Origin of the sequence: Limnohabitans sp. DCL3 (assembly GCF_048019295.1) — a bacterium.
Classification (GTDB): Bacteria; Pseudomonadota; Gammaproteobacteria; order Burkholderiales; family Burkholderiaceae_C; genus Limnohabitans_A.
The window spans coordinates 901351-913826 of the sequence record NZ_CP171842.1 but is presented as its reverse complement, the minus strand read 5'-3'; the positions used below and the strand labels follow the sequence as shown (position 1 = coordinate 913826).

General features: G+C 61.1%; 14 protein-coding genes. 8 read left to right on the top strand and 6 right to left on the bottom strand.

Translation table 11 applies throughout. The features are described from left to right. The first annotated feature begins 10 nt into the window (after positions 1 to 10). Genes puhA through ACHEXK_RS04090 form a run of 8 tightly spaced genes read left to right on the top strand, consistent with a single transcriptional unit; the run spans position 11 to position 6914 of the window. Positions 11 to 772: a photosynthetic reaction center subunit H gene (gene puhA / locus ACHEXK_RS04125; RefSeq protein WP_416548103.1), complete on the top strand. Its 762-nt coding sequence runs from the start codon at positions 11 to 13 to the stop codon at positions 770 to 772. Further along, the gene (gene puhB, locus ACHEXK_RS04120) at positions 769 to 1434 is read left to right on the top strand and encodes a photosynthetic complex putative assembly protein PuhB (protein ID WP_416548102.1); all 666 of its coding nucleotides are present in this window, start codon (positions 769 to 771) and stop codon (positions 1432 to 1434) included. Before puhA ends, puhB begins: the two co-directional genes overlap by 4 nt. Beyond that, positions 1431 to 1913 (top strand): photosynthetic complex assembly protein PuhC, encoded by a 483-nt coding sequence (puhC, locus tag ACHEXK_RS04115; RefSeq protein ID WP_416548101.1) that lies wholly within the window; start codon positions 1431 to 1433, stop codon positions 1911 to 1913. The genes puhB and puhC overlap by 4 nt, the downstream gene beginning before the upstream one ends. Positions 1914 to 1942: 29 nt before the next feature. Next, a complete protein-coding gene (acsF, locus tag ACHEXK_RS04110; RefSeq protein WP_416548100.1) occupies positions 1943 to 3025 on the top strand; it encodes a magnesium-protoporphyrin IX monomethyl ester (oxidative) cyclase in 1083 nt (360 codons plus the stop codon). Beyond that, positions 3019 to 3804: a putative photosynthetic complex assembly protein PuhE gene (gene puhE / locus ACHEXK_RS04105; protein ID WP_416548099.1), complete on the top strand. Its 786-nt coding sequence runs from the start codon at positions 3019 to 3021 to the stop codon at positions 3802 to 3804. The genes acsF and puhE overlap by 7 nt, the downstream gene beginning before the upstream one ends. An 8-nt stretch (positions 3805 to 3812) precedes the next feature. Then, positions 3813 to 5396 (top strand): phytoene desaturase, encoded by a 1584-nt coding sequence (locus ACHEXK_RS04100; RefSeq protein WP_416548098.1) that lies wholly within the window; start codon positions 3813 to 3815, stop codon positions 5394 to 5396. Then, positions 5383 to 6474, top strand: a complete 1092-nt coding sequence (locus ACHEXK_RS04095) for a phytoene/squalene synthase family protein (protein ID WP_416548097.1) — start codon at positions 5383 to 5385, stop codon at positions 6472 to 6474. The genes ACHEXK_RS04100 and ACHEXK_RS04095 overlap by 14 nt, the downstream gene beginning before the upstream one ends. Further along, positions 6471 to 6914 (top strand): BLUF domain-containing protein, encoded by a 444-nt coding sequence (locus ACHEXK_RS04090; RefSeq protein ID WP_416548096.1) that lies wholly within the window; start codon positions 6471 to 6473, stop codon positions 6912 to 6914. Before ACHEXK_RS04095 ends, ACHEXK_RS04090 begins: the two co-directional genes overlap by 4 nt. Before the next feature lie 410 nt (positions 6915 to 7324). Here ACHEXK_RS04090 and ACHEXK_RS04085 read toward each other — a convergent pair whose 3' ends face one another. The 6 genes from ACHEXK_RS04085 to ACHEXK_RS04060 form a co-directional block, all read right to left on the bottom strand. Then, a complete protein-coding gene (locus ACHEXK_RS04085; RefSeq protein WP_416548095.1) occupies positions 7325 to 8722 on the bottom strand; it encodes a PucC family protein in 1398 nt (465 codons plus the stop codon). Between the two features lie 53 nt (positions 8723 to 8775). Then, positions 8776 to 8970 carry a light-harvesting protein gene (locus ACHEXK_RS04080; RefSeq protein ID WP_416548094.1) on the bottom strand — a complete coding sequence of 65 codons (195 nt, stop codon included), beginning with the start codon at positions 8968 to 8970 and terminating at the stop codon, positions 8776 to 8778. A 12-nt stretch (positions 8971 to 8982) separates the two neighbouring features. Continuing rightward, complete coding sequence (gene pufB / locus ACHEXK_RS04075) at positions 8983 to 9135, bottom strand: light-harvesting antenna LH1, beta subunit (RefSeq protein ID WP_019429105.1); 153 nt, start codon at positions 9133 to 9135, stop codon at positions 8983 to 8985. Positions 9136 to 9239: 104 nt separating this feature from the next. Beyond that, positions 9240 to 10103: a carotenoid 1,2-hydratase gene (locus tag ACHEXK_RS04070; RefSeq protein ID WP_416548093.1), complete on the bottom strand. Its 864-nt coding sequence runs from the start codon at positions 10101 to 10103 to the stop codon at positions 9240 to 9242. After that, positions 10100 to 11632 carry a 1-hydroxycarotenoid 3,4-desaturase CrtD gene (gene crtD, locus ACHEXK_RS04065; protein WP_416548092.1) on the bottom strand — a complete coding sequence of 511 codons (1533 nt, stop codon included), beginning with the start codon at positions 11630 to 11632 and terminating at the stop codon, positions 10100 to 10102. Before crtD ends, ACHEXK_RS04070 begins: the two co-directional genes overlap by 4 nt. Then, complete coding sequence (locus ACHEXK_RS04060; protein WP_416548091.1) at positions 11625 to 12464, bottom strand: hypothetical protein; 840 nt, start codon at positions 12462 to 12464, stop codon at positions 11625 to 11627. Before ACHEXK_RS04060 ends, crtD begins: the two co-directional genes overlap by 8 nt. Positions 12465 to 12476 lie beyond the last annotated feature (12 nt).

Here is a 12476-nt window from a genome sequence, read left to right as displayed (position 1 = left end):
GGAGACAGCCATGGAAACAGGCGCAATCACCCAGTACATCGATGTGGCCCAAATCGTGTTGTACATGTTTTGGGCGTTCTTTGCGGGGCTGATTTATTACCTCTTGCGTGAGAACCACCGAGAGGGCTACCCCATGGATTCGGGACGCGAAAACGGCCCCCAAATCCAAGGCTGGCCGCCCGTGCCAGAGCCGGTGGCATACAAGACCGAGGATGGCCACACCTACCTGTCACCCGACCTGAATCGCCCTGACGGCGAGTACAGCGCTCAACCCATCCATGGCTGGAATGGTGCGCCCCTGGAACCCCTGGGCGACCCCTTATTGGCAGGCGTCGGTCCGGGCGCCTGGGCCCAGCGCGCCGATGTGCCCGATATGGAGCACGGCCACCCCAAAATTGTGCCCATGCGCATTGCCACCGACTTCAAGGTGGCCAAAAACGACGTGGATCCGCGCGGTCTGCCGGTCTGGGGCGCCGACAAAGTCATCGCCGGTAGCGTGGTCGAGTTGTGGGTGGACCGCATGGAAATGCTGTTTCGCTATGCCGAAGTCCAATTGGTGAACTCCGACAAACGCGTTTTGCTGCCCATGACGTTTGCACGCATCAAGAAAGACGGCTCGCATGTGCAAGCCATTCTGGCGCACCAGTTTGCCAACGTGCCCCAAACCAAATCGCCAGATCAGATCACCCTTCTTGAAGAAGAAAAGATCACTGCTTATTACGGTGCGGGCACTCTGTACGCGACGCCTGAGCGCCAGGAACCCATCATATGAAAGCCACCCACGAGCACGAGTGGGAAGCCGCTCCCGGCTTGCCCAGCGCCTTGCCTGCGGGCGAGCGTGTGGTCTGGCAGGGCGCGCCCGACTGGCAGCGCTTGGCCATCCACGCCTTCCATGTGCGCAAGGTCGCGCTGTACTTTGCCTGCATGCTGGCGGTTCAAACCATCAATCTGACGGCCACGGAGGGTCCACTCGACTGGAAACCCTTGGCGGTGGCCGCCAGCCTCTACACCTTGGCCCTGGTCTTGCTTTTGGGCACGGCCTGGATGTCGGCGCGCAGCACGCTCTACACCCTGACCAACAAACGGGTGGTCATGCGCATCGGCATCGTGCTCACGCTGACCTTCAACCTGCCCTTCAAACGCATCGTGGGTGCGTCACTGAAGACCCAAGGTGCAGGCACCGGCGACATCGCGCTCGCCTTGCACCCCCAAGACCGGATTGGCTGGGCCCACTTGTGGCCGCACCAGCGCGCTTGGCACCTGACCCAACCGCAACCGACCTTGCGCTGCGTGGCGCAGAGCCAAGAAGTGGGTGAGCTGCTGCTGAACCTGTGGCGTGCCGAGCGTGTGGACCCAAGCCTGCACTTGGGAGATTCGCCCTCTGCTGCGCCTGCCAGCCAGTCCAACACACCCAACCAGGGCATGCTGGCATGAAAACCTTGCCCCAGCACGACTGGCAGCCTCCAGGCCAAGCCTCCCCAATCCAAGGTCTGACCCGGCCCATGGCCTGGATCGGCGTGCTGCTGCTGGCCCTGCTGGTCGCCGTGGGCCTGGCCCGTTGGTCGGGCCTGGACCCGCGCACACCGGACGCCGCCGTGCAGTGGCAACGCGACTTGCTGTTCCGTGACATCGCCGGCGGTGACATCGCCGTACTGGACCACCGCACGGGGCAACAAGTGGCCCAATTTTCTGGCGAACAAGGCTTTTTGCGCAGCTCGCTGCGCGCTTTGGCGCGCGAACGTCACCGTGAAAGCTTGAGCAAAGACGCCCCCTTTTTGTTGATTGGTCGCGCCGACGGCCGTTTGACCCTGCAAGACCCCAGCACCGGGCAACGCATTGACCTGGAGTCGTTCGGACCCCACAACGCCGCCGTGTTTGCCAGTCTGAGACTGGCCGGGCACAAAGCCCCTTGACCTTGAATTTTTCTCCAACGGAGCATCCCATGACCGTCACCGCTGCCCACACCATTGAAACCGCTGAAGACGCCAACAAAAAAGCCGTGCATGACGACATGATCAGCCCGCGTTTTTACACCACCGACTTCGCCGCCATGGACCGCATCGACATCGAGCCGGTGCGCGCCGAGTGGGACAAAATGATGGCCGAGTACGAGGGTGACAACAACCACGACCACTTTCAGCGCGACGAGGCCTTCGCCGGTGAAGTGGCCACCGGCATGGCCAGCCTCTCGCCCGAAATGCGCCAGGAGTTCATGGACTTTCTGGTCAGCTCCCTCACGTCAGAGTTTTCGGGTTGCGTGCTCTACAACGAGATCCGCAAGAACGTCAGCAACCCCGACATCAAGCAGCTGATGACCTATCTGGCGCGCGACGAATCACGCCACGCGGGCTTCATCAACCTGTCGCTGCGGGACTTCAATCTGGGCATCGATCTGGGCAACCTCAAGCGCACCAAAAAGTACACCTTCTTCAAGCCCAAATACATTTACTACGCCACCTACCTGTCGGAGAAAATCGGCTACGCCCGGTACATCACCATCTTCCGCCAGCTCGAAAAACACCCCGAAAAACGCTTTCACCCCATCTTTCGCTGGTTTGAGTTGTGGTGTAACGACGAATTCCGCCATGGTGAGTCGTTCGCTCTGATCATGCGCGCCAATCCCAAATTGCTCAGCGGCGGCAACAAACTCTGGATCCGCTTTTTCTTGCTGGCCGTGTACGCCACCATGTATGTGCGCGACCACACCCGTCCCATGCTGCACGAAGCCATGGGCCTCGATTCCAGCGAATACGACTACCAGGTGTTCCGCATCACCACCGAGATCACCCAACAGGTTTTCCCGCTGGCCCTGGACACCGATCACCCCGACTTCCGTCGGGGCTTGGAGCGCTTGTTTGCCCTGTCGCAGGCCATGCAAAAGGCCAAGGCGCGCGGTGGTGTGGTGGGTAAATTTCAGCAAGGCGTGTGCGCCATCCAAGCCGCTGCCACCTTTGCCCGCCTGTATTTCATGCCGGTGATTCAACAAGACCTCTCGCCCCAAGTGCGCATGGAACCCGCATGGTGAATGAAGTCGTCTGGGCCTGTGTGTTCACGGCCCTGTGCTGGTGGCTCGGCACGGGGGTGATCTTGTGGCTCGACCGGCTGCCTGCGCGCAGCTTTCGTTTCAGCCTGGCGGGCTGGACGGTGCTTTTGGCTTTGAGTTTTTGGGGCGTGGCCCACAGCATGCAAGAGGTCAGCGTGTTCAACGCCTACCTCGCCTTTGGCAGCGTGATCTTGATGTGGGGCTGGCACGAACTGGCTTTTTTGACCGGTTGGATCACCGGCCCGCGCAAAACCCCATTGGCCGCGGGGGCCACGGGCTGGCCACGGTTTGTGCAGTCGGTACAAGTCATGCTCTACCACGAGCTGGCCTTGCTGGCCAACTTTGCGGTGTTGTGCTGGATGCAAGCGGGCCAAGTCAGCCATGTGGCCATTTGCACCTTCGCCTTGCTGTGGTGCATGCGCCTGTCGGCCAAGCTGAATCTGTATTTTGGTGTGCCGCAAAACGGTGCGCAATACCTGCCTGAGCACCTGGTGTACTTGGCCAGCTATTTCCGGACCACCCGCGGCATGTCGCTGTGGTTTGTGCTGTCGATGGGCGTGGCCATGGGGACCTGGTTTTGGCTGGTCTGGCTGGCGCAACAAGGCGCGGTGGCCATCACCACCGGCTGGGTCATATTGGCCACGCTGCTGGGGCTGGCCATCGTTGAGCACTTCATCATGATTTTCCCTTGGCCACTGGAGCGCTTGTGGGGCTGGGCCATGGGCCAAACCCGCAAACCGGCTTTGACCACAAACCCCTGAAGGCCGCCATGAACACCCTCACCGCACCCACCGCCCATGCTTTCCGTTCCGAGGGTTTGGGTATCCCTGCGCCGCCACAAGGGCCTGAGCTGAGCGCCGCATCCAAGGTCCACCAACGGCCCGTGGCGGTGGTCATTGGCAGCGGTTTTGGTGGCCTGGCCGCAGCCATCCGACTGAGCGTCAAAGGTTACGAGGTCAAGGTCTTTGAAAAACTCGATGCCCCCGGCGGACGCGCTTATGTGCACCATCAGGACGGCTTCAAATTCGACGCGGGCCCGACCATCATCACCGCGCCCTTTTTGCTCGAAGAGCTTTGGGCGCTGTGTGGCAAAAGTTTTTCAGACGACGTGAAACTGGTCGCGATGGACCCGTTTTACCGCGTGCGTTTTGCAGATGGCACCTGGTTCGACTACAACGGCGACGCCGAACACATGCGCGCTGAAGTGGCCCGCTTTGAACCCGATGACCTGCCCGGCTACGAACGCTTTTTAGAAGAAGCCGAACGCTGCAAAACCCTGGGTTTTGAAGGCATGGGCGACATGGCTTTTGACAAAGTCAGTGACCTGATGGCCGCCATCCCCGATTTCCTGCGCATGGGCGCTTGGCGCAGCCTGTACAGCCTGGTGGCCAAACACATCCGCAACGACAAGCTGCGCATTGTGATGAGTTTTCACCCGCTGCTGATCGGCGGCAATCCCTTTGCCGTCACCTGCGCTTATGCGCTCATCAACTCGTTGGAACGCACTTGGGGCGTGCACTCGGCCATGGGCGGCACCGGCGCCATCGTCAAAGGTCTGGTCAGCTTGCTGCAAGAGCGCGGCGTGCCACTGCGCTGCAACGCGCCCGTCACACAAATTCGCATCGAAAACGGCCGCGCCAGCGGTATCGAATTGCAAAACGGCGAGTTCGTGCCCGCCGACATCGTGGTCAGCAACGGCGACACCGCCTGGACCTACAAAAACCTGGTGGCGCCTGAGCACCGCCGCGTTTGGACCGACCGCAAGATTGCCAACGGCAAATACTCCATGGGTTTGTTTGTCTGGTACTTCGGCACTTCCCAACAATACCCCGATGTGCCGCACCACATGATGGTGCTGGGACCACGCTACAAAGGCCTGTTGCAAGACATCTTCAAAAAGCACCAATTGGCTGAAGACTTCAGCCTGTATTTGCACCGCCCTACCGCCACCGACCCGTCCATGGCGCCCGAGGGTTGCGACACCTTTTATGTGCTTTCGCCCGTGCCGCACTTGGACAGCGGCACCGACTGGCCAGCCTTTGCCGAGACCTACCGCGCAGCCATTGCCGAAAGTCTGGAAGCCAGTGTTTTGCCCGGTCTTCGCCACTGCATCGTGACCAGCAAGGTCAGCACGCCGCAAGATTTTCACGACAATTTGTGGTCCTATAAAGGCGCCGGTTTTGGCCTGGAGCCGCTGCTGCTGCAAAGCGCGTGGTTTCGTCCCCACAACCGCAGCGAGGATGTCCCTGGCCTCTATGTGGTGGGCGCCAGCACCCACCCGGGTGCGGGTGTGCCGGGCGTGCTCATGTCCGCCAAAGCTTTGGAAACGGTGGTCCCCTATGTCAACGTCTGATCGCACCGCCCCTGTGGCCAATCCAGAGTTGAACTTCGATTCAAACGACTTGCAGGCCTGTGTGGCCATGATGCAAGGCGGCTCCAAAACTTTTTTTGCCGCCAGCCGCTTGCTGCCACCGCGCGTGCGCATCGCGGCCATCGCGCTGTATGCGTTTTGCCGTGTGGCCGACGACTTGGTAGACGAAGCGACCGCTGGTGATGCCCCTCTGACGGTGCTGCAAGAACGCTTGGACGCGATTTACGCCGGAGCGCCGCACGACCATGTGGAAGACCACGCCCTGAGCCTGGTGGTGCAACAGTACAAGTTGCCGCGCCATTTGCTGGATGCGCTGATCGAAGGCTTTGCCTGGGACGCTGCAGGCCGCACTTACGAGAGCATCGAAGATTTGCACGCCTATGGCGCCCGCGTGGCCGGCAGTGTGGGAGCGATGATGAGCTGGATCATGGGTCCACAAAACATGGACACCCTGGCCCGTGCCTGCGAGCTGGGCGTGGCCATGCAGTTGACCAACATCGCACGCGACGTGGGACACGACGCCAGCATCGGCCGCCTGTACCTGCCGCGCCGCTGGTTGGTGGAGGCAGGTGTTCAGCCAGAAGCCTGGATGGCTGATCCCCTGTTCACACCCGCCATTGCACAGGTGGTGACCCGTTTATTGGACGAAGCTGACCGCCTTTACAAGCAAGCGCATTCGGGCATTGCCGCCCTCCCCCCTGATTGCCGCGCTGCCATTTGCGCCGCCAGCATGATCTATGCCGAAATTGGCCACCAACTGCGCCGTGAAGGCCTGAACTCGGTGAACAAACGCACCGTGGTGAGCACCACACGCAAACTCATGTTGTTGGCCAGCGCTTGGACCCAGGTGCACTGGATTCGCGTCGCCCCCACCAGCCCCGAACCCCTGGCCGCCATCGTGGGGCTGGTGCAAGGTTGCCGCGACGCCACCCAACAAACCAGCAACAAGGCGTACTTTCCCAACCGGGCCATGCCAGAGCGTGTGGCCTGGATGCTGGACTTGTTTGAACGGCGAGAAAACGAGCGCCTCGACCGCAACGCCCTGCAACACACACCATGAGAGTTCCCAGCCACAGCATCATGGTGCGCTTGTTGTACGTGAGCCGCGCGGTCGGCCCACAAACCACCACGATGACCAGCTCCATCCTGGCACAGGCCCATGCGCACAACCCGGCACAGGCCATCACCGGCGTGCTGTGCCAAGGCCAGGGGTTTTTCATTCAGGTCATCGAAGGCGAACGCAGCCGCATCCATGCCTTGTACCGGCGCATCTGCGCCGACAACCGCCACAAAGATGTGGAAATACTGCACCACGAAGAAATCCAAGCGCGGCGATTTGGCCAATGGTCCATGGCGCTCGTTCATTTGTCGGTGGACGACCCCATGGTTCGCTTGCAACACCCCGACTTTGATCCGTATTCTGCCTCCGGCCCGCAGGTCATGCGGCAAGTGATGGACTTGCTCGAAGCCGGGCAGCCGATTCAGAGGCCTGTGGCTTGAGGTTTTTTTACAAGGGTGAATCTTTTCAAAGACAGTGCCAGTGGCGCTGGCCAGGGCTTTCCGTTCGTTCCTAGCGCCGACTCGATGGGCACAGGCAAACCCTGCGCATCCAAGTCACTCGAGAGGTACACAGGCTTGTTAACCCACTCTTTGCAAGTGCACTGGAGGTTGCGGCAGTGTGAGACCTTGCTTCGGCGCTTTTCCTCCAAGGTCCAACCATCAAAAAACCGCCTCAAGGGCGGTTTTTAAATGGAAAACGTCCAACATCACTTGCGTGGGTTTTTGGGACGGTTGAACCAGTTGGCCAACATGAACAGGCAAAAAACCACGAACATGATGATGAGGATGTGTTTGATTTCCATGGTTTTTCCTTGAGTTGGGGTTAGGGTTGAGCACAGGCTGCAAGCCAATTATGCAGAGTTGGGCGCCGTCCGTACAGTGGCACGGACTGGTTGCATCATGGGCGCCATGGCCCACAGGGTCAGCGCCAGCAAGAGTATTTCGAGGCTGTACACCGCGCTATAGCCCAGAACCGAGCTGCTGCCCAGGGCCACGCCGTCGCGCACCAAGCCGCCTGCGGCCATGCCCACACCCGCCGCCGTGGCCTGAACGGCGCCCCAAGCGCCCATGGCCAAACCCACTTGCTCAGGTGGGGCCATCTGCATGGTGGCCGTCAAGGTGCCGTGGGCAAACAAGCCGCCGCCCAAACCGATCAAGAAAATGCCCAAGGCAAACACGAGCGGCGAGCCCATGGGGGCGGAGACGATCACACAGACCAATGCAGGCACCCCCACCCAAGCGCCCCAGCTGGCCATGCGGTAAGCGTCTTGGCCCCGGCTGAGCACACGCGAGGCCCAAGCAAACCCGATCAGTCCGCCGAATGCGAGGGTGGCCGTGAGCATGGTGGTGGTGGACACGCTGAGGTTCAAAATTTCGCCGCCGTAGGGCTCCAGCAACACGTCTTCCATGGTGAAGGCCATGGTGCCCATACCCACCGCCAGCAATCGGCGCAGGGTGTTGGGGCCTTGGCAAAACAAGCGCCAGGCTTGGCCAAAAGTGTGTTCTACAGGCGTGCCGGGTTTGCGCATGCGGCTGCGCGGCTCTTGCTTCCACAGGGCCACAACGTTGAGCGCCAGCGTCATCACGGCCACCGCTTGCACCACGCGGATGAGCTGGCCGGGGCTGTAGTCGCGCAGCAAGTGGCCCAGCATCAGGGCGCTGCCGATCATGCCAAGCAGTTGCATCACATACATGAGGCCCACGACCTTGGGTTGGCTCTCGGGCGGCGCCAAGTCGGTGGCCAGGGCCAGGCCAGCGGTTTGTACCGTGTGCATGCCCATGCCCACCAGCACAAAGGCGCCTGCGGCACCCACCAAGCCCACCCATGCGGGGGCCTGACTGGACTGCCCCGCACCACTGAGCACCAGCAAGGCAAAAGGCATGATGGAGAAACCGCCGAACTGCAGCAAGCTGCCCATCCAAATGTAGGGCACACGCCGCCAACCCAGTTGAGAGCGGTGGTTGTCCGAGCGAAAACCAATGAGCGCGCGCAGTGGCGCCATGAGCAGCGGCAAAGCCACCATGAAGGACACCAGCGTGGCGGGCACTTGCAGCTCCACAATCATCACGCGGTTGAGGGTGCCCACCAGCATGACCATGGCCATGCCCACAGAAATTTGAAACAGCGACAAGCGCAGCAAACGCGACAGCGGCAGCTCATCGCTGGCGGCGTCGGCAAAGGGCATGAAACGCGGCCCCAAACTGGCCAGCGAGTTCGCCCAAGAAGAACGAGATTTGGTTTTGTTCATAAATCGGAAAGACCAAGCGCTTGCGCGCTTGGCCGTTCGGCGGACTGCACCCGTTACTTCTTCACCGCGGCATCTGCCGTAGGCGCAACGGCCACGACTTTAGCGCCACCATTGAGGAAGTTTTTCACCCAGCTGGTGTTCATGGTCAGCGCCAAGTGCACGCTGAAAGACGAAATCGCCACAGCCGCAATGAACACTGGAATGCCCACAGAAGGTTTCACCACACACCACATTTTCGAGTAGATCATGATGTCTCTCCTTTACTTGAGCCAGGGTGAGTAGATATAGGCCAGCAGGTGAGCAAAAGCGGCAATCATGCCGAAGATCTGCGTACCCTGGATGAGATTGCGGTGAATCTCTTCCGATTCGGCCTCGGTCAGTCCCGTTGGCCAGACTTTGTCTGAGTTAGACATAGTTTTCTCCTTGCAGAAGACGTGCACGGCCCGCACGAGGGCTATTCTTGGCCACCATGGCCAGGAATGGGGTTGCCTTGACGACACGTTCAAGGTTGTTCATCTCAAGCCCGCCTCGGCATGCGCCAGGGCAGCATGGCTTGAACCACCGGTGACACCAAACGCGGCACCGACAGGGTTTCATGGAAGGCGAGCAAGGGCTCGCCTGCGTGCTCAAATTGCAGCAATGCACGCTGGTAAAAAGGGGTGTCTTCCAATTGCTCGTGCACCCGCACGGCTTGGGTGCTGCGCATGCGCCGCTCGAGACGCCAGCCGGTCTTGGGCAGCCGCTGGGCTGGCGGCAGCGCCAGCGGCTCGACCGTGCCTTTGGGCGTGAATCTGAGCGAGAGCGCACGCTCGCTCGTGCCCGGCGCTTGCATGTCGTAAAACACCAAGGTGCTGCCATCGCGCATGCGGGCACGCGACCAGTCCCAGGTGTGGAAACCCCGCTCCACAGGTTCGTCGCCTTCGTTCGAATCGAGGTAAGCGTGGCCTTGCCATGTCAAGTCGGGCGCGCTCAGATCCACCTCGATGCGAGAGGCCGGGGCCAAGGGCCCCCAGCGGTGCTGGCCAGCCGCATCCAAGGGCGTTGAGTAAGCAAACAGCTGCTGCGGCCACAGCTTGATGCGGCCTCGCACACGGCGCGGGATGGGCACACACACTTCATCGATGTCAATCGTCAGGCAATCGCCATCCCAGTTCAATTGGCTGGGACCGATCGTGAATTGGCGCTCGCTGCGGTGGCAATGGCGCTGACCGCGTTCGGTCATGGCCCAGCGGCCTTGGCCTTTGCTGTAAATCGCCACATTCAAGGCGCAATGGTTGTCGGGGTTGGTTGGCCCGCGCTTTCGGGCCCAAGCGTAGTAAGGCGAAAACACACTGCCAACAAAGGCAATGAGGGTGATGCCGTGCTGACCATCGTCACTCATGGCGTCGACATACCACCAAAGGTAGCCCCCATCGGGAACGTGCTGGTCGAAACGAGGCTCGCCATCACGGCCTCGGCCGCCCGTTGCCCGGACAAGGCCGCCATCGGCACCCCCGGCCCCGGATGCACGCTGCCCCCCGCCAGGTACAGGCCCTGCAGGGGTGTGGCCGAGCCAGGTCTGCTGAAGATGCTGGTCCAACCGTGTGTCGCCTGCCCGTACAGCGCTCCTGCGCTCGCTGGAAAACGCCGATGGAAATCCTGCGGTGTCGTGCGCAGGCTGTTGTCCGACGTGGGTTGCAGGTGCAGGCCCAATTGGCGCAGGTGCTGAAAAGTGTGGGTTTGGCATTGTTCTAAAGCCTCCTCGGTGATCGCGTTGCCATCGCCGCAAGCTGGAGCGTTGACCAAACAAAAAATGCGTTCAGCGGCCCCCTCGGGCCGTAGCGCGGGTCGGTCTTGTGCGCAGACATACACCGTGGCTTGTTGGGGCAGACGTTGGCGCTCAAAGATGTCCTCGAACTCGCTGGCGTAGGTGCTTTGAAAAAAGACGTTGTGGCGGTCCAGCGCCACGCCAGTTGCTGGCGCGTTGAGGGACCAGGTCAATGCCGACAAGGAACGCGGCGGCGCGGCTTGGGGCACCGCTTGCCGGGCCTCTTCACCCAGCAAACCTTGGCGCAAAGCAGCAGCGTCACCGTTGAATATCACACGGTCAGCGGGCAAAAATTCGCCCGATTGCAAGTGCACACCACACACACGGCCGTGGCGCTTTTCGATGCGCTGGCAGGTGCTTTGGTAACGGAAAACAGCGCCATGGCGTCGGGCTACGCGGGCCAAGGCTTGGGCCATCCCCACCATGCCCCCCTCCACCGACCAGACGCCGTCCATCTCGACCTGGGCGATCAGCATGAGGGTGGCGGGCGACTGCCAAGGTGATGAGCCACAGTAGGTGGCGTACCGGGCAAACAACTGGCGCAAACGCGGATCGGTGAATTGGTGGCCCAGCTGTTGCCACAGGTTGCGCATGGGGCCGAGCTGAGCCAAAACGCCCAAACCTTTGAAACCCAAATCGCCCATAAATCCACCCATGCTGGGGCGCTGGGCACGGATCATGGGGCCCTCCAGCGTGGCATAGAGCTGGCGTGTGGTGTTGCAAAAATCACGGAAACGCCTGGCCTCGTCAGCGCCAGACCAGGCGGCAATCGCCGACTCGCTTTCTTGGGCGTTGGCCGACAAGTCCAGCCGACTGCCGTCGGGCCAAAAATGCCGCGCCAACACGTTCAGGGGTGAGATGCGCATCTCGGCTTCCAGACTGGTGCCCACCTTGCGGAACAAGTCGTCGAATACCCAGCGCATGGTGAACACCGTGGGGCCGCTGTCAATGTGGACACCCTGGACCTCGCGGCTGTGCACTTTGCCCCCGGGTGCGTCCGATGTTTCCACGACCGTGACATCCAGGCCTTGATGCGCCAACAAAAGGGCACTGCTCAAGCCGCCCATGCCCGCACCCACGATGACGACCTTGTGCTCAGACATGGCTCACCTCTGGGCTGCACACGTCGATTTGGGACAAGCGGTTCACACCGCCTGAGGTGGCGGCTTCACTCAGGCAGGGATAACGGTAGGGCTGCCCTTTCCACACGCCGGACATCTGCAGCACTTGCATGCGAACGAACAGGGACTCGGAAAAAAACTGGTGCTTATAAGCCGCCGCACTGGCCACTTGGTGTGCGCCTTTGTGGGCATAGTGGACCATGGATGCGGTGTCTTGCCACAAGCTGAAGGTGCATTGGCGCACCAAAGGCGCCTCACCCAAGCCCATGGCCAAGAGACAGCCTGGGGTTTGGTCCAAATCGGCCTGTGCTGCGGGGGCATAGCGCCAAAATGCCATGGCCTTGGTGGGCACAATGCTCGCGCGGGTCAGCACCGCAAAAGGACCCGGAGCGCGGCACGCGTCTTGCCAAGCAGCTTCACTTGGCTGCCCCAAAGCTTGGGGCGAGCTGGCTTGCCACGCTTGTTTGTCCCAGTTTCCACGGGCAGATTGCACCGCCATCACACCGCTCCAGCATTCACGGGCGCGACTGCGGTATGCATGCACGGCTGGGCTGTCCAAAAACTTCAAGGCCAAGTCGAGGTGAGTGAATGTGCAGACCAAGCCTTGGTGCGTGGCACTGGGGCGCAAACTGAACCCTCCGCCATGGCCACTGCCCATGACCTTGACCATGGTCAGACCGGTCACATCCTTGTAGGGTGTGGCCCCGGCCACCAATCGCAACCAACCCCAACCTTGGTGCTGGCGCAAAAAATCGGCCAGCAACACCACCACCACGCCGGACAGTGGGTCATGAAGAGAGGGCAGGGCTTCCATGACGGGTGTCCG